The organism is Alphaproteobacteria bacterium (genome assembly GCA_016722515.1).
Lineage (GTDB): Bacteria > Pseudomonadota > Alphaproteobacteria > Rickettsiales > JADKJE01 > JADKJE01.
Genome location: JADKJE010000002.1, coordinates 819830 through 842261, shown reverse-complemented (window position 1 = coordinate 842261; position 22432 = coordinate 819830). Strand labels below are relative to the sequence as shown.

The 22432-nt window shown below is 39.8% G+C and carries 24 protein-coding genes and 2 pseudogenes; 7 read left to right on the top strand and 19 right to left on the bottom strand.

Annotated elements, in window-relative coordinates; genetic code table 11:
- Positions 1 to 11: 11 nt before the first annotated feature.
- Genes IPP74_08665 through IPP74_08650 form a run of 4 tightly spaced genes read right to left on the bottom strand, consistent with a single transcriptional unit; the run spans position 12 to position 2585 of the window.
- The gene (locus IPP74_08665) at positions 12 to 536 is read right to left on the bottom strand and encodes a hypothetical protein (protein MBL0319343.1); all 525 of its coding nucleotides are present in this window, start codon (positions 534 to 536) and stop codon (positions 12 to 14) included.
- Between the two features lie 12 nt (positions 537 to 548).
- Positions 549 to 965, bottom strand: a complete 417-nt coding sequence (locus tag IPP74_08660; GenBank protein MBL0319342.1) for a hypothetical protein — start codon at positions 963 to 965, stop codon at positions 549 to 551.
- A 34-nt stretch (positions 966 to 999) separates the two neighbouring features.
- Entirely contained in the window at positions 1000 to 1785 is a 786-nt protein-coding gene (locus IPP74_08655) for a nucleotidyl transferase AbiEii/AbiGii toxin family protein (protein MBL0319341.1), read from the bottom strand.
- The gene (locus IPP74_08650; protein ID MBL0319340.1) at positions 1782 to 2585 is read right to left on the bottom strand and encodes a type IV toxin-antitoxin system AbiEi family antitoxin; all 804 of its coding nucleotides are present in this window, start codon (positions 2583 to 2585) and stop codon (positions 1782 to 1784) included. The genes IPP74_08655 and IPP74_08650 overlap by 4 nt, the downstream gene beginning before the upstream one ends.
- A gap of 478 nt (positions 2586 to 3063) precedes the next feature.
- Here IPP74_08650 and IPP74_08645 point away from each other — a divergent pair, with 478 nt between their 5' ends.
- Together IPP74_08645 and IPP74_08640 are read left to right on the top strand one after the other, a co-directional pair.
- Positions 3064 to 3516, top strand: coding sequence for a hypothetical protein (locus IPP74_08645; GenBank protein ID MBL0319339.1), 453 nt, complete (start codon positions 3064 to 3066; stop codon positions 3514 to 3516).
- Positions 3501 to 3710 carry a hypothetical protein gene (locus IPP74_08640; GenBank protein MBL0319338.1) on the top strand — a complete coding sequence of 70 codons (210 nt, stop codon included), beginning with the start codon at positions 3501 to 3503 and terminating at the stop codon, positions 3708 to 3710. Before IPP74_08645 ends, IPP74_08640 begins: the two co-directional genes overlap by 16 nt.
- Here the strand turns inward: IPP74_08640 and IPP74_08635 are convergent.
- Positions 3701 to 4030, bottom strand: coding sequence for an IS30 family transposase (locus IPP74_08635; protein MBL0319337.1), 330 nt, complete (start codon positions 4028 to 4030; stop codon positions 3701 to 3703). The two genes, IPP74_08640 and IPP74_08635, sit on opposite strands and share 10 nt — an antisense overlap.
- Positions 4027 to 4824, bottom strand: coding sequence for a hypothetical protein (locus IPP74_08630; protein MBL0319336.1), 798 nt, complete (start codon positions 4822 to 4824; stop codon positions 4027 to 4029). The genes IPP74_08635 and IPP74_08630 overlap by 4 nt, the downstream gene beginning before the upstream one ends.
- 71 nt (positions 4825 to 4895) lie before the next feature.
- Here IPP74_08630 and IPP74_08625 point away from each other — a divergent pair, with 71 nt between their 5' ends.
- Positions 4896 to 7139 (top strand): ankyrin repeat domain-containing protein, encoded by a 2244-nt coding sequence (locus IPP74_08625; protein MBL0319335.1) that lies wholly within the window; start codon positions 4896 to 4898, stop codon positions 7137 to 7139.
- A 216-nt stretch (positions 7140 to 7355) separates the two neighbouring features.
- On the opposite strand, the pseudogene IPP74_08620 reads toward IPP74_08625, so the two are convergent.
- From IPP74_08620 to IPP74_08585, 8 genes and pseudogenes are all read right to left on the bottom strand, one after another.
- Positions 7356 to 7657: pseudogene (locus tag IPP74_08620) on the bottom strand (transposase).
- 191 nt (positions 7658 to 7848) lie between these two features.
- The gene (locus tag IPP74_08615) at positions 7849 to 9609 is read right to left on the bottom strand and encodes an ABC transporter ATP-binding protein (protein ID MBL0319334.1); all 1761 of its coding nucleotides are present in this window, start codon (positions 9607 to 9609) and stop codon (positions 7849 to 7851) included.
- Positions 9602 to 10039 carry an NUDIX hydrolase gene (locus IPP74_08610; GenBank protein MBL0319333.1) on the bottom strand — a complete coding sequence of 146 codons (438 nt, stop codon included), beginning with the start codon at positions 10037 to 10039 and terminating at the stop codon, positions 9602 to 9604. Before IPP74_08610 ends, IPP74_08615 begins: the two co-directional genes overlap by 8 nt.
- 5 nt (positions 10040 to 10044) lie before the next feature.
- Positions 10045 to 10800 (bottom strand): methyltransferase domain-containing protein, encoded by a 756-nt coding sequence (locus tag IPP74_08605; GenBank protein ID MBL0319332.1) that lies wholly within the window; start codon positions 10798 to 10800, stop codon positions 10045 to 10047.
- Between the two features lie 117 nt (positions 10801 to 10917).
- Positions 10918 to 11523, bottom strand: coding sequence for a Fic family protein (locus IPP74_08600; protein ID MBL0319331.1), 606 nt, complete (start codon positions 11521 to 11523; stop codon positions 10918 to 10920).
- 78 nt (positions 11524 to 11601) lie between these two features.
- Positions 11602 to 11781, bottom strand: coding sequence for a hypothetical protein (locus IPP74_08595; GenBank protein MBL0319330.1), 180 nt, complete (start codon positions 11779 to 11781; stop codon positions 11602 to 11604).
- Positions 11781 to 12272, bottom strand: coding sequence for a hypothetical protein (locus IPP74_08590; GenBank protein ID MBL0319329.1), 492 nt, complete (start codon positions 12270 to 12272; stop codon positions 11781 to 11783). Before IPP74_08590 ends, IPP74_08595 begins: the two co-directional genes overlap by 1 nt.
- A gap of 228 nt (positions 12273 to 12500) precedes the next feature.
- Positions 12501 to 13934, bottom strand: coding sequence for a hypothetical protein (locus IPP74_08585; GenBank protein MBL0319328.1), 1434 nt, complete (start codon positions 13932 to 13934; stop codon positions 12501 to 12503).
- A gap of 153 nt (positions 13935 to 14087) precedes the next feature.
- On the opposite strand from IPP74_08585, the gene IPP74_08580 reads away from it, so the two are divergent.
- The gene (locus IPP74_08580) at positions 14088 to 14741 is read left to right on the top strand and encodes a GNAT family N-acetyltransferase (protein ID MBL0319327.1); all 654 of its coding nucleotides are present in this window, start codon (positions 14088 to 14090) and stop codon (positions 14739 to 14741) included.
- Here IPP74_08580 and IPP74_08575 read toward each other — a convergent pair.
- On the bottom strand, positions 14677 to 15207 hold the full coding sequence (locus IPP74_08575) for a YfiR family protein (protein MBL0319326.1): 531 nt from the start codon (positions 15205 to 15207) through the stop codon (positions 14677 to 14679). The two genes, IPP74_08580 and IPP74_08575, sit on opposite strands and share 65 nt — an antisense overlap.
- Positions 15195 to 17180, bottom strand: coding sequence for a TonB-dependent receptor (locus IPP74_08570; protein ID MBL0319325.1), 1986 nt, complete (start codon positions 17178 to 17180; stop codon positions 15195 to 15197). The genes IPP74_08575 and IPP74_08570 overlap by 13 nt, the downstream gene beginning before the upstream one ends.
- Before the next feature lie 332 nt (positions 17181 to 17512).
- On the opposite strand from IPP74_08570, the gene IPP74_08565 reads away from it, so the two are divergent.
- Positions 17513 to 17773: a hypothetical protein gene (locus IPP74_08565; GenBank protein MBL0319324.1), complete on the top strand. Its 261-nt coding sequence runs from the start codon at positions 17513 to 17515 to the stop codon at positions 17771 to 17773.
- A gap of 126 nt (positions 17774 to 17899) precedes the next feature.
- Here IPP74_08565 and IPP74_08560 read toward each other — a convergent pair.
- Positions 17900 to 18957, bottom strand: a pseudogene (locus IPP74_08560) (IS3 family transposase).
- Between the two features lie 101 nt (positions 18958 to 19058).
- On the opposite strand from IPP74_08560, the gene IPP74_08555 reads away from it, so the two are divergent.
- Complete coding sequence (locus IPP74_08555; GenBank protein ID MBL0319323.1) at positions 19059 to 19256, top strand: hypothetical protein; 198 nt, start codon at positions 19059 to 19061, stop codon at positions 19254 to 19256.
- A gap of 21 nt (positions 19257 to 19277) precedes the next feature.
- The gene (locus IPP74_08550) at positions 19278 to 19997 is read left to right on the top strand and encodes a hypothetical protein (GenBank protein ID MBL0319322.1); all 720 of its coding nucleotides are present in this window, start codon (positions 19278 to 19280) and stop codon (positions 19995 to 19997) included.
- A 109-nt stretch (positions 19998 to 20106) separates the two neighbouring features.
- Here the strand turns inward: IPP74_08550 and IPP74_08545 are convergent, their stop codons facing one another.
- The gene (locus IPP74_08545; protein MBL0319321.1) at positions 20107 to 20628 is read right to left on the bottom strand and encodes a hypothetical protein; all 522 of its coding nucleotides are present in this window, start codon (positions 20626 to 20628) and stop codon (positions 20107 to 20109) included.
- A gap of 146 nt (positions 20629 to 20774) precedes the next feature.
- Positions 20775 to 22286, bottom strand: a complete 1512-nt coding sequence (locus IPP74_08540; GenBank protein ID MBL0319320.1) for a HAMP domain-containing protein — start codon at positions 22284 to 22286, stop codon at positions 20775 to 20777.
- Positions 22287 to 22432 lie beyond the last annotated feature (146 nt).

Here is a 22432-nt window from a genome sequence, read left to right as displayed (position 1 = left end):
GGAGCGGTAGTTTATCCCACCACTTCTTCCTCTTTATCTGCTGGAATGTAAGGGATAATACCATCTTCATAGGCCTGTTCCTGAATCTCGCGGGGTAAGGTGCGTATATCGCAAATAAAACCGTCGACTTTTACAAACCAGAGCATAGGGTTGGAATCCTGGGTTGCCTGCAACATCCATTCTGTATTAAGTATATGATCCATACCCAGTGCTTCTCTTGCTGTCTTTGCCCGAAGCCCGGCGGTACTTTTGGATACAACGAAAAACTCCTGTATCGTTTGTGCGTTTGTATAAAATGGATTGGATTTATCAAACATCCAGTTTACATATCCAACGGCCTGGATAATACCACATGCCCATGATTCAGTTTTTCCGCTAAGTAGTGGCGATGGACGCTTGCGGCATAAAGCTGCGGTTGCCTTTCGTACAAGTTCTGCATATTCGTTGCTTAACCGTTCCTTGCAGAATGTATCAGTGAGTATAGTAATGGCATCATAATAGCCTTGCATTGCTTGTGGGATACGCTTGTTTGTCACTTTAGTCTCCTTTTACACATGGATCATGAAAAAATCATCGTTTTTAATGGCATCAAGGCAATCCTTTAATGGAATATTCTGATATTTATCCCACCATTGTCCCGTATGCCGCATATACGCAAGGTTAAACCGTTCATCACCCATATACGCCATACGGGCAAAAGGATCGCTATAATGTTCCTGTATTACGTTCGGCCTGGTATCATGGAACTCAGCCAGAAAATGTACAAAATGCTGCTGGTGCCATTTCGCATAAATATTCACCAGTCTGCGAGCTTCGTCGAATGGTTTTTCTGAAAAATAGCGGGGCTTAAGGGTGGTTTCAATACACGTTGTTACTGCTTTATCTACCATCCTCATGAATTCCGGTGATACTTTCTGTTTAGCCGGTTTGGGAGGAACCCGTACCCATTGTCTTTTTCGTTTCATAGTATTTTACCGTTTAGCGTGTCTAGAGAAATCATTAGGGCAATTGGCTAATAATACGGCTTTGAACAAAATCAAATGCTTCATCAAAATGCCAGTGCGTGTTATGTGGCAGCAGGATGTTCATATCGGTTTGAAAATCTCTATTTAAACGCTTCATCTCCATATTCTTGTGAAATAATTCTTTGGAGATGGTAATACCATCATTGACACAGTATTGCTGAAAGATATCAATAACCACATCGATATCCACCATCTCTCGCTTAAAAACATGCCACAAATCAAACAGATCCCGCCCTTTGCGTCTTTGATAGAGTGCCCGGAGTTTTGTTGCGATCAGTTCCTCAAGCTCGCAGGTGACAATGGAAGCATCGCCTTTAAACCATTCCGATTCTACCTGTAATGGTTCCAACCTAATGGGCAGCACCTGAAAATGCTCTGTCGTATTAATCTCTATTTTTAATTTAGCCGGCAATCCACCTATGGCTTGATACTGGTACACAAGTTTTGCGCTACGCTCTGTAATTTTCCTTTTTGGTTCCCCAAGCCAGGGTGTTAATATCTCGCGAATAGTATCGATGGTTGAACCTATAGGTTGTGGCTGTCTTTGAACAAAATCAATATCTTCACTGTAGCGTTCCGGTGGCTTCAGGAATAACTTGTTCAATGCCGTACCACCACGAAATACAAGGCTATTTTTAATGGTTGGATCATTATACAAGCATACAAGTGCTCGGCTAATGACCAGATCCTGTTCAACCATGCCAAGGGTTTGCCATTTGGCAACCGCGCGCCAGCTTTCTATAAAACTTTCCGGAATCATAAATCCCCCTCAATATCGGTATTCTCAATAATTTTCCATTTCCTTATGCGAGGATAGCCGGTTTTCGGCAACTCTGAAGCAAGAGGAACAAATACGGACATTTTTCCATCGAGATATGTTTGCAGGCTGGCTATAAGCCCAACTCGTTTTTCTTCATCCATCGAATCAATTTTTTCCAGAATGAACCCAAGCCGTTGTAACCAGGCTTTTGCTCCTACCATTATAGCCAGTTTGATAAGTTTATCGGCATCTATTGCCTCTATGAGTTCGGATAAGACAGTGGCAATATGACTTAAGCCCCCGACACGGCTTGGGTAGGTAAGAAGATCGAAGGCAATAAGTTCAGGGCTTGCAATTTTTAAGTAGCCAGTGTTCACAACGATATCTTGCATAGGAAGCCCGGTCATGGACTTCTTATAAATTATCTCTAATTTTATTTGCCCAAATTCCAACGGATGCTTGATGCGTTTGTTGGTAATGATTTGAAAACGTGCTGGTTTTTGATGAGATGCTCCATAATATGCCGCTCCTGAAAGCAGGGAGACATAGTACTCTGCTTTTAAATATTTCATCAGGATGGGTGCCAGTTCCTCAGCGGGAATAGAGCCTTGAGGCCGGTGTTCTGGCGGCACTATTACATAAAGCCCTTTAGCAGGGGTAATGAGTTTTCCTTCGGTTTTCAATCGATATAAGCCCGATTTTGCGCTATTAACCGAGGTGCTAAGGTCTGCAATTACCTGTGAAAAGGTAAAATACCGCTTTCCCGATGAGCGCAAGTTATCCAGATATTCTTCAAACATACTATGTCCTCTAGGTGTTATTTATTGACACCTAGAGGACATAGTAGGAAATAAATGCCTATTGGTCAAGCGTTACTAGTTGAGATATCATTCTCACTTTCTGTATGTTTCATGTCCCTTAGGTGTTATATATTGCCACCTAAAGGACATAGTAAAATTTAAAGAAGCGAGTTTACCATCCAGGGGGAATCGCTGTATTGCTGATAAGAAGTTGCAGTTCAACTATGGAGTGCCTGGATACTCAAAGTCAGAGATTTTATTATCTCCACGTGAGATCCAGCAGATGGCTCTTCTGACCTTGGCATATTGCAAAAGACGTGGGGATTAAGCAGATCCGATTCTAGCAGCGACACATTATGCATATCAGGTAGCGTATCAACATGTACCGCGCAATCAAAGTGTAAAGTTTAATGATGAGCATAAACCACAACAAAGACTACCACGTGCGAAAATCAAAGGTCTTCCCGATGACTACATCATGACCTCATCTCGTAGGCCAGTGATGTATTTGCTTAATGATATAGTGAATCTTAGGTCCTTCAAACGTGCCAACCCAGGACAAGTAAGCTGTGCGGGTCTTGGGGGGGTAATTCTGGAAGGTAAACCAGGTGTAGGCAAAAGCGAAATGGTGATTGGTTTGTTGCAGTCCAAGGGCTTAGTCAAAGATCAAGACTATTACATGATACCAGCGAGTATGCAGCCGAGCGAAAAACGCACCTTACTACTAAAAGCCTTCCATGAAGGAGCTGTGGTGGTTATGGATGAATGTAACAGTGCCTCGATGATGGAATCGTTACTGAATGCATTACTCAACGGTAAGACTCCAGACGGAAAAATGCCAGATACGCCAGGCTTACCGTTATTGGTACGCAAAATCCAATCAGTATGGCAGGACGCACTGCGCAAAGTAACGCATTGTCGCACCGCCTGATGAGCGTTGATGTGCCTGAGTATGGTAAGAAGGAAGTCAAACATATCTTGAGCGACATTAAACAGTTTACAAATGAAGAAGCAAAAGCAGCCAGTGAGGTGTATGTTGAGCTAGCGAGTAAAAACACCATCAGCTTTAGGGATCTGATTAAGGTTCAACCTTGTCCTGGGGTGAGCCGCCACATTCACGTTTGAAGTGCAAACCTCTGACATTTTTTTAGGAATGCCTCATGAGGAGTTATCCAATTGAGTTTTTTGCGTGGTGTTAGGTTATCGTTATCAATGGTTTCATTGAAATCCTCCTTGTTGTATGTGTGAATGTTCGTTTTTCTGGGTAAGTCTCTTCGCAGTCTTCCATTGGTATTCTCGACGCTGCCCTTTTGCCATGATGCATATGGGTCGCAGAAGAAGGTTTTGATGTCCAGTGCTTTACCCCATAACTGGTGACGGGTAAATTCACCACCATTATCCAAAGTCAACGACTTGCGTGCTTTTTGAGGTGTTTTGGTTATCAGGAGATGGAGTGAATGTTTGCTTGGCTGAGGGCGGTTTTAAACGCTTGTTTATATTCAGAATCATTATTAATCCTGGAAAATAACGAATCCCCTCTTCCATCAGCACCTTGATATTGTTTATCACGCGGCTGCAATTGGCTTCCATAGTCCTTTAACAGATTTAAAACAAGGAGGCGATCTAAGCTGCTTATCGCATTATAAAGCTTATGGTGGATTTTATTAGCTGCCCGTTCAACTTGCCTTAACCGGGATTCGCTCATGGATTCCCGATCAATCTTCACCTCTTGGATGGTGCTATTTGCCTCAAGGTTTTGAGTGATACCATTAAAAGTAGCTTCCGATATTTTAAGATTAAACCCCTGGATCTTCCCAACTGGATTAGCGGTTAGGATTAATACTGACAAGGCCGATTGAGGGTTTGTTCTCAGCGCTTCTGTGACTGCCAGCAGATCGCTGCCATATAGTTTATTGTCCTGAAGGTTCAGCTGTTGCAGGGTACTATTTGCCTTCAGCATCGGCACAAGACAGGTAGTAATGGCTTCAGACGTCATATGATTACCTATAAGACTCAGGTAAGTCACTGAACGATTAACCTGCAAGGCTTTAAAAAGCAGGCGGTATTCCATACCATTTTGTTCAGCTCCGCCAATCGGAGAGGCTGAATTATCAAGGATAATCGCTTTAATTGAGCATTCAGGCGCCTTTAATTGCACGCATAATTCACGTAATTCTTCTTCATCAACAGGGGTGTTGGACCAATTAACTTCAGAATTCTCAAGCATTTGTTCACGCATAAATAGATTTTCCTCTAGCTATTACAACCAATATTAATAATTAAGAAATAAATATATGCAACAATTAAAATATGAAGTCAACAAAATCAACGCCTGACGCAGGCCTCTATGACATGGTTTTTATTATTGGGCCCGATTTTTCTGAGGAAAAAATAGCTGAAACAATACAGGCCGCCTGCACCCATAAAACCTCAGAGGTTGATAGTTTTTCCTATCTTATCATCGGAAATGGAAAAGATTATGTAAGTGAAAATGAACTTAAATCTTTAAAAGGGCGCATTGGCCCTGGTACTCAAATACATCTCATGGCGCATGGTACGGTTCAAAATAAAAAACATATTATACAGCTGTTGAATGAACAAAAGCTTATGCAGACATTTGGGGTATTTGATATCTTAGCTCAGTGCGCCGTAGATGCCCCTACTGCCTCTCCCCTTAACGGTATGCAGCTTTCACTCAAGAGCTGTTATGGGGGCATGTCTGTTTTGGATGGTGAACGTTTACCGCATTACTGTGCCTTAATAATTCATGGCGGTAAGGAATATCCTACTTCTACACAAAGGAATATTGATGGAATTGTCCATTCCATCAAAACGCAGGATCCTTCACGCACCGTCCTGTCCAATTTTGCTGAAGATTGGAGAACAACTCCAGAGACTCACACATTATTACTTGGGCATTCCAAACAAACGATAAGCATGCGTGCACCCCATAAACACCCGTTAGCTACCGCAGATGCTGTGAAATTATATTTAGAAAACACACAAACAAGTACCTATCTGGATTGGTGTAAAAAACTTCCAGTATCGACACCACAAGAAGAAAATATAATCAAACAATCCGTGGACTACTTAGCCGAAAAAAAAGTGAGTGACCCAGAAGCACATACCTACCTGGCAAATTTAGATGTTTTTCACTGCTACATTCGCAAAAGACCTTTAATAGATTTTTTAGATAAAACAGGTAGACATCCAGATCAAGTGAATTTGAATAATGCTTCTTTACTTGCCATTTTTTCAGATAACGGCTTCATACAGGATTGCAACTCGCTACTTGAGCGTGGAGCTAATCCAAATCATATCTCAAGATCAGGAGACTCACTGTTACATGACGCCATCAGACATGACAATCTAATGTTCTTTAATACTCTGTTGCGGTATGGCGCTTCTACAGATAAGGAGTTTAACGGGAAAACCTTATTTGCCTTCGCACACGATAATGGGAAAGCCAATTTTGCTGAGGCGCTCATGCAATATAAGTTATTTCCCCTTCATTGGTCGATACGTAACCAATTTGATGAAAAAACACAGGAATATCTCGATTTACCCAGTAATCTGGATAGGCAATTTGCCCCTAAAGAACAAACATCTCTGCATGTGCTTGCAAAACATGGAAAAACCAATATTGCTCAGGTTTTTCTGGAAAAAGGAGCCGATCCCAACATCCCCGACAGCAAAGGGCATACACCACTCCATATAGCAGCCATGAAAGGTCATGCAGACTTGGTAACCTTACTGATTGAAAATAAAGCAGATTTCAATGCACTGGATAATACAGGACATACTCCTTTATATTATGCAGCTGCTCACGAGCAAAAAGAAATAGTTAATCTCCTCACATCTTATAATGCAAGCATGGATATAGGCTGGGAAGATAATAACAGCCCCCTGCATTATGCAGTAAAGAATAAAATGGTTACGCTTGTCGAGGAGTGTATAAAGCAACAGGTTCCCCTCAATGGCAAAGATGAGGCTGACTATACTCCTCTGCATTTTGCTGCCAAAAGCGATTCCGGAACGATAATAGATCTGCTCGTAACTGCAGGAGCAGACGTTAATGCCACCGCCAAAGGAATAACACCTCTCTATGTGGCATCATTCTACGGTAAACTTGAGGCAGTCAAGAAGCTGGTATCAGCACAAGCAGACATTAATCAGCATGATCTCAGAGGGCGTACTCCATTAGACCGTGCTCTCTATAAAAATAAACTTGATGTAGCGAATTACCTTCTCAAACAAGATGGAATACAAATAAACCAACAGGCTGATGATCTATCAACCCCTTTACATCAGGCCTTGCGTTCCACTGCAAATTTTAGCTTGGTAAAACCTCTTCTGGAAGCAGGGGCAAATCCTGCACTTGCAGACAAAAACGAAATAACCGCACTCCATCTCATAGCTCAAAAAGGATCTAAGGAGACGTTAGAGGAAGTACTTCAAACCATCAATAAAGACGCGATTCATGCTAAGGATAGTAAGAACAAAACTCCCTTAATTATGCAGAAGAATCTAAAAAAGATGCTAACGAAAAAGTAAAGTTGTTAAAAGAATCCTATACTCATAAAACCATATCGAATGAATCTCAATCAGCAGCATTGCTCCCTAAACACCCCCCACATCCCCGAATTAATAAGGGTCCTGAGCATCCTGGTGAAAGAGGAATGAAGTGATTGATAAAGAATAGACGCAGTAGCTTTCTTCACCCCTAAATCCGCGATGATATAAAAAGTATCCTTACCCCAATAAACACTGGGCCTGTTCTTCGCCACCCCGAGCTCCACTTGCATGCTGATGAGCACTGACATAACTTCCGTCGGCGAATACCCCACTCCGTATCAATTTCACCTCGTAGCTCAAAAAAAAATTCTCCTACACCCCTTTCGAAGCCCAACGGTTAAAGCGATTATAGGCTGTTTTCCAGGGACAAAATTCCTCGGGAACATCTCGCCAGGGAGCTCCTGTACGAAGCTTCCATAAAATGGCTTCCATAACTGCACGATCATTGTCCTTTGAAGTTGTTCCCAGATTGAATCGCTTAAAAATTGTCGCACCATAGGTAAAACCTCCCTTCAATATTAAGAAACAATCTCACTTATTCAGCTAATTTGCAGCCATTTTATGTGCAAAAGCATAATTGACGAAACGCCCTAGGAGACAACTGCAAAGAAATTTTTTACAGTTCAAACCTAAGTTACTGCTTACAGACCATTTTCTTTGGGCATGCAAATAAAATTGTACCGACACCTCATATCGCCTGCATTTCCCATAATTTCTTATATAAGCCGTTTTTTGCTATCAACACATCATGGCTGCCTTCTTCCATAATTTTCCCCTTATCTAGCACAATAATTCTATCCATGTGCTTAAGTGTTGAAAGCCGATGGGCAACAGCAATGACTGTGGCATTGCTTGTTTCAAGCAGTTCATTGAGAGATGTCTGGATTAGTTGTTCGGTTGGCGTATCTAATGCACTGGTTGCCTCATCTAGAATCAAAATAGGCGCATTCTTTAATATTGCTCTGGCAATGGCAATACGCTGCCTCTGACCGCCGCTGACCTTAACACCACGTTCCCCCACAATTGAATCATAGCCTTTATCCATCCCCATAATGTCGTCATGAATTTTTGCATGTTTACATGCCTCGACAATTTCTTCAAAACTTGCATCATGCTTTGCCAGTTGAAGGTTTTCAAGGATGCTACGGTGGAACATGGTAATATCCTGCGGAATCAACGAAATATTAGCACGCAACGATTCCTGGGTGACTTCAGCGATATTTTGACCATCAACTAGAATTTGCCCACCTTGTACATCAAAATACCGAAGCAGAGATTTAATCAAGGTGGTTTTGCCTGCTCCTGATTTACCGACGATTCCTATGCGTTGTCCGGCAGGAATCTCCAAGTGGAATCCATTAAATATATCCTTTCCACTTTTTTTATACGCAAAATTTATATTAGAAAATGCTATATTGCCTCTCACATTAGAAAGGATTTTTGCATCCGTCTTATCGGCAGTATCATAACCGGCACTCACAAATGCGAATGATGATTTCATGGTAGCAATGCCTGGAATTATGCTGAACAATAAACTTTCCAAAAATGTCTCAAGTTCGCTGTGGATACTGGAGGTTGTCATTGCAATGAAGGCAAAGCCACCTGCCGTTATTTTTCCGCTTTGATACAGGTATGCCAGTAGGTAAATTTGTACGGCACTCATGATTGTTCCCATGATTGTGTCGGCATTATCAACCCACCATGCATCAAAAATACGGGTTTTCCTATCCCAGCCACTCCAACGTAGTAGTGAGGGTGTTAGTTTGAGCTTAAATTCTGACCACAGATTGCCAATAATTTTTATACCAAAAACATTGGCAATTGAATCATTGATAATACCGACAGTTTCCTGCCTTGCCGATGTATATTGTTCTTGAAGTTGCAGTTGTTTTTTAAGTAAAATGCATACCACAGGCGTATAAACCAAGATAAACACAGCAACTACTGCGGCAGACGCGGGGCTAATATGCAAAAGATAAATCATACTGATTACCACCACCGCCAGGTTAATCAGTGCGCGGAAACACATGGTTATAATCGTAATGACGATGTTCTGGAAATCAATTATTTTACTCGATATCTCACCCGATAAATGCGAATCAAACCAATGGAGCGAATGCCCAAGTGTTTTCGTATACATATCGCTTACCACTTCAGCAAGTATGACCGGCTTATATTTAATATCGAGCAGCCTGGAAATAAAATATAATCCGTGCCGTATTAGTTTATAAAACACAAATAATGCTAATAATACACCAACATTATCACCGTTTTTTAATGCGATGGTATCGATAATTTCTTTAATCTTATAATTCAGGGAGATAAACGATATTGCAGCACCAATCGCTATGATCACCAATGAGAAAATATAGACCTTATACCGCATCAAAAGCGAGGTAAGGTAAAGGGAGAGTTTGGCTGTATTAGCGGTGTTATTTTGATTATTCATAGCAGCCCTTGTACACCTTATTATTTTCCTTCACTAGCCACTTTCCATCTTTGAGGAATTGTGGTTTTACATCATTTCTGGCTTGAATTTCTTCCAAGGTAAACCACTGTTTCAGGGTAACAGATTTATCATGTCCTAAATCAAACCATGCATGTGTTTCTGGATGGGCATCAATAACACCACGGAAAACACATTCTATTTTATGGCTATCAATGCGTTTATCGTAAAATTCAAAAACATAAAGAATATCCTGAAGTTCTACTTCGTACCCAGTTTCTTCAAAAACTTCACGCTTAACACATACCGCAAGATTCTCTCGTGGTTCCATATGCCCGCCTGGTAAATACCAGTAGCTGCCGTCATTGCTGACCAGCAGCAATTTATTTTCATGAACGACGCACGCACGGGCACAGGTGTTAATATGAGTCATCTTTATTAACCTTTTATTGCCTTCACCCTAAGACGTACATAATCGGCAAACCATCCCATATCCTGATTCCAAAGGATAGGGCGTACCTGCACAATCACTTCTGTTATAATATCCTTGGCTTCCTGTTCTGAGAATGATGATAGAAACGGATTTGCAAAGGTTCGCAGCCATCCTTCAATACCGGTTTTAAGCGGGGTAGGACGTATAAATAGTTCACATTTTTCAACGCTGAACCCTTGCGCTTCAAGTAGATTTTTATATTCATCGGGCGAGGGAAAATACCAGGGATTAAGTTCCTTTCCATCCTTGTCTCGTTTTGAAACGGATTCTATAAGAGCAGTTTGAATGGTTTCAACATTCCCCTTTCCCCCAAATTCGGCCACAAAGCGCCCTCCGTCTTTTAGCGCGTTAAAGATTCCTTCTACCGCCTTTTCAGGTGGCTTAACCCAGTGCAAAGTAGCATTTGAAAACACAGCATCAAATGCTTGTTTATAGGATAAGGCTGCCGCGTCCATTACATAGGCCTCCACTCCTTTCTTTTTGGCGGCCTCTACCATATCCTCACTAGCATCGATTCCCACAACATGTGCTTTGCATTCCGACATGATGAGGGCTAGCGTTCCCTCACCGCAGCCCACATCTAGAATTCTTTCTCCCGATTTTGGCGCAAGCCACTCTAAAACTTCCTGTCCGTATTCAGATACGAAGGAAGCATTTTGATTGTACAGTCCCACATTCCATGATTGGTTTTCTGCTGTCATTATTTCTTCTCCTTGACCAACATCCTAACTCTTGAGGTGTGAGGGGTATAATTCGATCCATAAAGGATCATAGGAACTTATGCATAAAGCTCATAAAACCACACTGAATTCCTCTCGTTACAAATCCTTGGTTTTGAATTCGCTATAGCCCTCATAGTAATAGCTGACGTCAATGCCTTTCATGAAGGTTTCGCGGTCATGAATTTTATCGGTGAGCGCAGCTCCAAGAAGTTGCTTAATTTCAACGTCCTTCACCACGCTGCGTTCCATGGCGGATAAGTATGCTTCCTTATCCACCAGATTCCAATCAATCACTTTTTGGATGTTTGCTTTCAGTATAACATCAAGCCAGATGCGCGTTGCGCGTCCATTGCCCTCTCTGAAGGGATGGGCAATGTTCATCTCAACATATTTTTCAATAATTTCATCAAAGCTGCCTTGCGCCATTGCGTCGATATGTTCCAGCGACGGCTTCAAATACATCAGCGGAGCGAAGCGGAAATTGCCCTTGGCGATATTCACCTCACGGATTTTGCCTGCAAAATCATAAATATCTTCAAATAGGATTCTATGAATCTGCGCCAGCCCTGCAAATGTCCCGACCTCAATCTTGTTGATTTCCTCAGTATCAAAAAGCTGTTTGGCTTTTTGCTTGCTGATTTTTTCCTCAGCTCTGCCAAGTTCAACTTGGTTGGTGATGTTCAGCTTATTTTCCAATACCATCTTATACCTCCATTAAATCAGCCACATCTGCGCAATCCACTTTTCTAAGTTCTGAGGTGCTCCCAAATGTTGTACCAGTTAGAAGTAGAGTCCTGAGTTTCTTATAACTGCTTTTGGTTTCGCGATCAACACCGCATTGGGCATGCCCAATGTGGTGTTGATCGCGGCGAATTGCTCAGGTGTCCAGAAATGGTTCTGCATGTGTTCCATAACACATTCCTGGAGCTTGATATCCTTGTCTTTAACAACAAACATCATTAGGTGTTGCACTTCATTTTAGAGCAGGCCGACAAGATGTTATCAACAGCGGCAACATCAAATGATCTCCAACATTCATGACCTTGCAAACACGTGACAGATCGATCATCACCGATAAGAAAGACCGTAATATCAAGCTCATCCAATACCGGCCTGATTTTGGCTATAAACGTAAGATAGGTAGGATGATTTGGAAATGCTAGAGCAATTTTATCTTCGCCTTGGCGCTCGTGACTGCTTAAATCAGCCGCGGGATATAAATCTGTGGAAACGCTTGTTGAAATCTGAGAAGGACTAAACGTTCTTTCATATCGCTTACTACCCTTAAAAGAGCCGGGGTCACCTTGGGCTTCGATTAAAAGTCGGCTAGTCCCCTTTTTAGCAATCACGTCGATTCCCTTCTCTTTCGTTGTGCGAGCTACCACAATTTTATAATCATGGCTTTTTAGATACATGCATAGTGCATCTATTAATTCATTTTCGCTAAGCATTTATCCCCCCCATAATAATGTGCACTTGGATTATGACCTCAAACACAATCTTATGTAAACAAAAAGATATTGTTACCCACGCCTGCACATGGCTTGGCAGACCAGCTGGGTAGATGCCATCATTGGAACTGTACAGCCTGTCATTGACGATGGTTTCTGTATCCGCTATGCCTCAGTCAACGTTATGCACTTCTTGGCTGATTAACGTTTACACTTTATAACCGCTTCCTATACATACTTCTCAGTGGCCTGAGTGATGCCTGGAATCTCCTTTAAGGGAAACACGAAAGTAAATGTGCTTCCTACTCCATTCTTATTATTCTCCGCCCAAATGGTACCTAAATGCGCCTTAACAATTTCTCTAGAGATGGCAAGTCCTAAACCTGTTCCACCGGCTTTAGTTTTAGTAAGGCTGCTCTCAAAGAATTTATCAAATATTTTGACCAATTCATCTTCAGGGATACCAATCCTTCGTCTGATATTGAAATGATCATACCTGGTGCTTGAGCCACCCCCATCAAGAAAAATAGCTTCTGGATTGACACTCTGGGAAATCCTTATGGTGCCCTTCTCAGAATATTTAACAGCATTACCAATTAAATTGGTCATCACCTGCGCCATCCGTCCCTCGTCTACTTCCACTAATGGTTCGTTGGCCATGGGTTGAAACACTAGCTTCTCATGTTTTGCCTCGACTACTCCGCTGGTTTCTGCAATAACGGTTTGAATCAGATCACTGAACAGCAATTCTTTACGCTCCAGCTGTACCGCCCCTTTCTCAAATTTAGACATATCTAACAGGTTATTAATCAAAGCCAAAAGCCGATCACTCGATTTATGAGCACGCTGAGCATAATTAAACAGTATATCATCATCTGAGGTATTCCATTCTTCGACCAAAAGGCGCACAAAACTAATTACTCCATGAATAGGAGTGCGAATTTCGTGGCTCATATTCGAGAGGAAGTCTTCTTTGACTTTGAGAGCGTATTCTAGATCCTCGGTGCGTTCTTGAACTTTTTGTTCTAACGATTGGTTCATTTCCTTTAGATTTAAATCCCTCTCATGAATTGTGGTCAACATTGAATTAAACGATTCTGTCAAAATCCCAATTTCGTCTTCATATAATTTTTTCGCACGTATATTATAATTCCCCGTCTTAATTGAAGAAGTTATATTTATTAAATTATCAATCGGGATTGAGATAAATGTTTGAATTTTATAAGAAAACAAAATAACAATTATTGATATTATTATAAATATACCAGATGCATATGTTAAGCGAATTATAAGATCTTTTATTATATAATTTGTTTTTGCATAAATAATTATTTTACCTAAGATTACATTATTTAGTTCTATATCTTCGTTAACAGTCAGGTAATTCCAATTTTTTGTCGCATAAGGACTACAAGAAAATGGATTCCCATCCTTAATTAAGGACACAACCAACTCTTGATTCTTTGAATAAATACAAGAAGCTATAACATCTTTTTTAACATCAAAAATCTTAAGATTTTTTCTGATTTCATCATAATCTTGAAAGCTCATCAAGACGGCGTTTCTGTTTCCAACCAGTTGAGCTAGAAGTTTTAATTCATGTGATAAACCGTTTCTTGAGTCAAAATAGGTTGTTATAACGAATGCTACATATAGTACCATGATAATGCTTCCACATGATCCCAGTGAGAGTATAAGCAATTTTGATCTGAGCGATTTATTTCCAATTAAGTTCTTGATATAACCATTCATAATCTTGTTTCCAAACTAGCTATTTTAACTATACTCATCAACTAAACTGGGCAGGAGGAACAAATGTTAGTCTCTCAAAACACGCTAGGGTCTTTGCAATTTTCGTTCTCCACGGACGTTCACGTCATCAAAGATTATTATGATATTGTTAAAAATGTTTATAGAAATGAAATGCATATACGCAATATTAACCTTCCTGAAGTTGATCCTGACGAATTTGATTTCCAAAGTGACTTCTTAATAATTCTATCGAATGGAGTATGTGTTGGCGGAGCCAGAATTACAACATCATATCCAAAAAATAAGAATCTTATCCCCCTAGAAAATGAAAATTTTCCACTTTCAACTTTTATACCTGATTTACAATACCATGCTTACTCTGAGATATCAAGACTCGCTGTACTGCCTGAATTTAGAAAACAAGGATTAGTAGCCGATCTATTTCGCTATATAATAATTCGGAGCCTAGACAATAATATATCAAGTATATTTGCTAAATCATCTAAAATTCACACTATAAATTACAGAAGATCAATAAAAAAACTAGGACTAGATATAAATTGCTTTAACTATCCTTTTAAAAATGATTTTTTAAACACTCGATATAAAAAGAACCTAGTGATGCTCTGTTTAAAAGATGTCACTAACTCATCTAATGGACAATTTCAACGGCTAACTCCAAAAGCCCAGGATCAAACTTTAACTTTAGTTGCTTAGCTGTCTTTATATTCACAGCAAATCCTATTTTTCCATCCCTCATATCTCTGAACTCGATTATCCCACCCTTATTGACGAAATCCTTAATTTCTGAAATAGAAAGAATAGGAAGATCGGCCATCTTAAAAAAGATTTTTTCTAATCGATATGCCTCAGAAGAGCCGACAAATAAAGCATTGCAATGAGGAATATCATCGATTAATACACCCCTTTTGATAATTATCTCATAGCGAGATGAAAGTTTCTCAGAAGCCTTATCTAAACTTGTACCAAAATGATCATCTCCAATTGTACAAATAGTTATGGTATGCTTCAAGGCAGGATAAAATTCAGTTGCCATAATGAAGTTATATATATAAAGCGATTTAACAAAATAAATATCTGCTGCTAAAACCCGATAAGATTGGCTCATTAGCAACCCCAAACCAATCATTATTAAAGCTAAATTTTTTCTTAGAAATGCCATGTTACTTTACCATAGACACTTCTTCTGATTTCGGATTCTTCACCATAAAGCGGTGCGCTCGTTTCAGGATGAGATGGATCAAGCAAATTTTGTCCAACAAGGCTGAAATCTAGATGCTCAATAGGGTTCCAATTAACTGAGGTATCAAATCTCCAATAACTAGGTGCAGAAAAACCTTTAAGCTCACTTACATAAGACAATATATTGCTCATAGAAAGACTTGGAGTAAATTTATAGACAGAAGATAGATTGAATTGATTTTGTGCCGACTGATCCTCTGCTTTTTCAAATGACGTATCGTTACTACCTACATCACGGTGTAAATTTAAGCGCAGATAACTATAACTACCTGATAAGCTCAACTTCTTTGTTACATTCCAACTTCCTGATAACTCAGTTCCAAAAACTTCAGCCGCACCTAAATTCTCAAAAGTAAATGGCAAATTTATATGCGGAGGGAATGTGGTAGTTGTATCAAGAAAACCGGCTCCCTTTTCTGTGGTTCTAAGGTTGTCATACCAATTCACAAAAGTAGTGAAATCAAGCATTGTTTGTTTGGTCGGCTTAATCCGATATCCTCCCTCCAAACTAATCAACTTTTCACTATCTAAATCTTTATTTCCATTCCATGTTGCAAATCCTCCTGGAATGCCTGCAACAATAACGGATACATCTTGCTCCGTTCGTGAAGGTGTTCGTACAGACCTACTTAGAGAAGTCCAAACTGTTTGATTTTCTTTTGGTTTGTATGAGATCTTGGCCGAGGGCTGAAGCTCTATATTTGTATACTGGTTATATTCAAGCTTTGTTCCCAATGTAGCAAATAACTTATCGGGAATAAGCGAAATTTTATCTTGAGCAAACACATTGAAAATTTCATCTGTTCTATTACTTTCTGAATATCGGATGTAAGCTGTCTCATCAAGTGAGTCTTTGATAACTCTTACACCCCCTCCAACGACAATGTCATTCTTTCCATTTCCAATCCAAGAACGTTGATAATCCAAATCCAAAGTATATATCCGTTGATCTAAAGAGATATTATTTCTTCTGGTATAATCAATATAAGCCTGAATTTGGCTTGTAGAATCATCTTCATGGTGATGGTTAAATCGGGTGAGTAAATTTGCACCACTCAATTCTTCGTCTCTTACAACTGTGTTTATTGTCGGGTAGGGAAGATCGGGCAAATAAGATACACCATCCTTAATACCGTTATAAATATCCCCCTGAAATGTGATTTGATTGTTATTAATTGAATCAAAATCCATCCGAAAACCACCAGTAGACACTCTCCAATCATTATTTAGTCCAGTTCCGTCTGGCCTTAATGATTCATCACGATCGAATGTTTCTGCATAGGTTTTAAAATAACCTTTGTCACCTATTTTCCCCCCATAACGACCTGATAATGCTCCTCTTTCAACATTTCCATATAAAGCCTTAACAAATCCCCCTTGAGTTTGAGACGCGCTTTTGCGAATAATATTAATAACCCCCGCCACAGCGTTGGCACCCCACATTGTGCCACCAGGCCCCCTTATAACTTCAATTCTTGCGATATCCTCCAATAAAACATTTTGTGTATCCCAATAAACTCCAGAGAAGAGCGGTGTATATACACTTCTACCATCGATTAGAACCAAAAGCTTATTGGTAAAAGCTTCATTAAATCCTCTTATTGAAATACGCCAACGGCTTGAATCTGTTCTTGTAACCTGAACACCAGGAACAGTTCTCAACAATTCTGGCACGGAAGTTGCTCCGGAATTCCTAATGTCTTCTTCAGTTATCACATAAATAGCAGCTGCGGCATCAAACGCATTTTCTTCAACTTTTCCAACAGAAGTAACCTTCAATGAAGAAAGATCTTTTAAATCCATTTTCATAAGCTCATCTGAATCATCCGCTGCAAGTGCTTGGAAACTGAAAATTAAACAAGCGCAAAAGCCTACCCAAAAAGAAAACCGCATAATGTCCCCCATACAAATTCAACGGACCATTGTATTAATGAGATATTAATACAATATTAAAAAATTGTCAAATTACGTAGCCATTCCATCACGAATCATAGAATGTTTTGTAACCGACTCTTTCTCTTAACAAATTGATAATTCCATCATGTTTGATTTAATTGTTTAGACATAAAAAATAGCTAAAGACTAAAAACATTTTCAAAATGTGAAACTCCAAAGTTTGCGAATTCAAATTCCTTAACCTAATATGAGACGGATTTAATAAACATGAGATACTGACTTAAGAAAGATTGATAGGAAGCACATTTTAATGTTGATCCAGGAAAGGTATGAGATTGGGACTAGAGAAAACTGAATTTGAGGCACAACTTTCTGAGGAAATTATATTTGAAGCAACTGACGATGCCAATCTTATTAAACAGTATATCGACCTAAGAAAGCGAATATTTGCTTCTAAGCCTGTCACTGAGAAGACACTTTCCCTTGATCAAGGTATTGATTACGAGCTAGAGACTTATGTGCTTGTTGCTCACAAAGGAAATCGTTGCCTTGGCGGGTGTCTTCTGCTCATAAATTATAGCAATACATAGAAACTTCTCCTGAGGTGCTCCCAATTGTTGTACCAGTTAGAAGTAGGGTCTTGAGTTCTTTATAACTGCTTTTGGTTTCGAGATCAACACCGCATTGGGCATGCCCAATGCGGTGTTGATCGCGGCGAATTGTGCGGGTGTCTGGTAACCCAGGCTGGAATGGGGGCGCACATGGTTATAATCCTGCCTCCATTCTTCAATCATTGCCCTGGCTTCCCGCAGACTTGTAAACCAGTTTTCATTTAAACATTCATCGCTGATCCTCCCATTTAAACTTTCTGTAAAACCATTCTCTGAAGGCTTTCCAGGACGGATATAGTGCCATTTGATCCCATGATGCTCTGCCCACATTAACACCGCTTTGCTTGTCAATTCTGTACCATTATCACTGATGATTGTCCCCGGCTTTCCATATCGCTTAATCAGAACGTCAAGTTCACGTACGACGCGGTGACCCCCAATCGACAGGTCTGCAACGAGGTTAAGGCATTGGCGGCTATAGTGATCCATAATCCCAAGGATACGGAATCTTCTGCCATCTGCTAAAGCATCACTCATAAAATCAAGTGACCACACTTCGTGCAATCGGCGAGAGCATGGCAAGGGAACGCGGCTTCCCAATGCGCGTTTCCTGCCCTTGCGACGTTTAACAGATAAATTTTCTTCTCGGTATAATCGGTAAACTTTCTTCAAATTGATAACATAACCTTCTCGTTTCAATAAAATAGCCAAACGACGGTAACCAAAACGGCAACGCTCGTGCGCAAGTTTCTTTAGGACAGCACGCAGCTCACTATCATCATGCTTCCGCTTATGACGGTGGGTGCTGCGAGCAAATCCTAATAGCCTGCAAACGCGACGCTCTGATAAACCTTTCGTTTGGCAGATATCTTCTACCAACAAACGCCGAGATGCAGGCTTTACCACTTTTTTGACAGGGCTTCCTTCAATATCGCTTTGTCTAATTCAGCCTCAGCTAAAAGCTTCTTCAAACGACGGTTCTCTTCATCAAGCGCCTTCAATCTGCTTGCTTCAGATACACCAAGCCCACCGTACTTCGATTTCCATTTATAAAATGTTGCTGAACTTATCCCATATTTCCGGCATAAATCTCCTGTTCCAGTACCGCTTTCATGCTCATGAAGTATGCGAATGATTTGATCTTCCGTGTAACGCTTTTTCATAGTCTGCTCCTTTTAGGTTAAAGTTAACAGACTCTACTTTTTTGTGGACCAATTTTTGGGGAGCACGTCACTCTCCTTATTCATCAATTGATGATTCTTCCTTGAATTCTGAAGCAATGCTGCAGGCCGTTATTTTTGGAATAAATCAAGATGGTGATAATTATATTGAGCTGTTACCAAAGACCGATTCAGGTTATAAGAAAAGGAGAGATGATTACGGAAAACAGCCTATTGAGTCAACTGCATACCAAGTGCAAAACACTGTCAGAGCCGCAGTTAATGCGTGGTTAAATCCTTAAACATGTGGAGTCAAATAATAAATGAGAAAATTTATAAAAATCGTTAATTGTCTTTTTATGGTATTTATCATATGCGCATGCAGCAACTCTTTTGCTGAAGAAAGATATTCTCCACTGGAAGAAAAGCATACAAGCTACATATATCCAATAAAAATAGAAATTAAATATTGGGGCAATCTTATATATGGAATACCTGGAAAAAACAGCAATAATTATTTCAAAGAACGATTGAAGCAACCAAGAAGTTATCTTCTTAAGGACAAACAGAAGTTAATGAGCTTAAACGCAACTCATTCAAAGGATCAGATTCTAGAAAATTATAAAGGATTTAGAGGGGGGTATTATAAGTATTTAATGCGTCCTGATAGCGGTAATGAAGGATACGAAAATTGGGAAATGGATGGTCCATTGGATTGTGGTTATATTATCATCGATAAAGATGGTTTTATTTGGCCTTTTCTTAAAAATGGACCTGCTGAATGGCTGTTATACAGTGATATAAGTCTTATAAACAGATCTGGTAAAGTCAGTCGAAACTTTTCACTACCAACTTATGACCAGAATGGACAAATTGTACCAGAGCCCCCCATCGGTCAATATGATCTTGATGGGGGTCAAACATTTGAAGCTAAAGACCCTTATTTTGCACATGGAGTTATTGGATATTTAGAAGATAGAGATTTTGAAATAACAGGTGTAGAGGAGAATGTTGATTTTAATCCTAAAGATTTCAAGGAATAATAACACTTCTTTTGAATCTCAATCAGCCTTTTAAGTTATCACAAGATGGTACTAATTATATCAAGCTGTTAAAAGAGCCTAATTCAGGTGATGAAAAAAGCATAGCTGATTACGAACAACAGCCTATTGAGTCAACAGCGTATAAAGTACAGTCTGATGTAAAAAAAGCCGACAAGATGTTATCAACAGCGGCAACATCAAATGATCTCCAACATTCATGACCTTGCAAACACGTGACAGATCGATCATCACCGATAAGAAAGACCGTAATATCAAGCTCATCCAATACCGGCCTGATTTTGGCTATAAACGTAAGATAGGTAGGATGATTTGGAAATGCTAGAGCAATTTTATCTTCGCCTTGGCGCTCGTGACTGCTTAAATCAGCCGCGGGATATAAATCTGTGGAAACGCTTGTTGAAATCTGAGAAGGACTAAACGTTCTTTCATATCGCTTACTACCCTTAAAAGAGCCGGGGTCACCTTGGGCTTCGATTAAAAGTCGGCTAGTCCCCTTTTTAGCAATCACGTCGATTCCCTTCTCTTTCGTTGTGCGAGCTACCACAATTTTATAATCATGGCTTTTTAGATACATGCATAGTGCATCTATTAATTCATTTTCGCTAAGCATTTATCCCCCCATAATAATGTGCACTTGGATTATGACCTCATTGGAACTGTACAGCCTGTCATTGACGATGGTTTCTGTATCCGCTATGCCTCAGTCAACGTTATGCACTTCTTGGCTGATTAACGTTTACACTTTATAACCGCTTCCTATACATACTTCTCAGTGGCCTGAGTGATGCCTGGAATCTCCTTTAAGGGAAACACGAAAGTAAATGTGCTTCCTACTCCATTCTTATTATTCTCTGCCCAAATGGTACCTAAATGCGCCTTAACAATTTCTCTAGAGATGGCAAGTCCTAAACCTGTTCCACCGGCTTTAGTTTTAGTAAGGCTGCTCTCAAAGAATTTATCAAATATTTTGACCAATTCATCTTCAGGGATACCAATCCCTTCGTCTGATATTGAAATGATCATACCTGGTGCTTGAGCCACCCCCTCAAGAAAAATAGCTTCTGGATTAACACTCTGGGAAATCCTTATGGTGCCCTTCTCAGAATATTTAACAGCATTACCAATTAAATTGGTCATCACCTGCGCCATCCGTCCCTCGTCTACTTCCACTAATGGTTCGTTGGCCATGGGTTGAAACACTAGCTTCTCATGTTTTGCTTGGACTACTCCGCTGGTTTCTGCAATAACGGTTTGAATCAGATCACTGAACAGCAATTCTTTACGCTCCAGCTGTACCGCCCCTTTCTCAAATTTAGACATATCTAACAGGTTATTAATCAAAAGCAACAGCCGCTCACCGGATTTACGGGATCGCTGGGCATAGTTGAATAGCAAGGCATCATCCGCAGTATCCCATTCTTCTACCAAAAGCCGGATGAAACTGAGAACACCATGGATGGGCGTGCGGATTTCGTGGCTCATGTTGGAGAGGAAATCTCCTTTTACTTTTAGAGCGTATTCTAGGTCTTCAGTGCGTTCTTGGACTTTTTGTTCTAAGGATTGGTTCATATCCTTTAGATTCATATCTCGATCATGTATTGTGTTTAGCATGGAATTGAATGTGTCCGCCAATGTTCCCATTTCGTCTTCGCTAAATTTATTCGCTCTAATCGAATAATCACCCTCTTTAACTTTTGCAGCAACCTCAACCAATCTTGTAATAGGATATGTAATAATAGGCTGAGTATATTTTATAGCTATATAGAATATTATTAACAACAATACAAATGAAATAGAAACAATATATATCAACCTAATTAAATGCTCTCTTATGTCTTTTTCATCCGAAATGATAAATATATAGCCAACAACAATAGAATTTTTTGATTTTATTTCTTTATAAACATATATATAATCTCCAGCCATAATTATTTCTTTATTTTTCTTGAAACATTTATATTTTCTTCCTTCATTCAATTCTGCAAGAAGCTTGCCCTCCACGCCATATATGCACGCGTTAACGATAGAACTCTTAGTCGCAACATCTTCAATTATATCATGAATTCTAAATTCATCTCCAAGCACAATCGCTGGTGCTAATCTTTTCCCAACGACTGTAGAAAGCAAATTTATTTCATTAACAATTGATGATTTCGTTGTTCTGAGATCATAGAAAATAAATGAAAAGGAAACAATCGATAGGGCGACAAAAAGCATTGCCATCATCATCACAACAAGTTTTGTTCGAATAGCAAGCTTAGAAAACACCTCTCCCTCCTTAATATGCCTCCAACCCTAACCAATTTATACAAAAATAACAACAAACTTTATTGCATATTAATAATTAATGTATATACAATAGTATATTGCATATATTGAATAATTATTAATTTATCTTAAATATGTCTTGAATA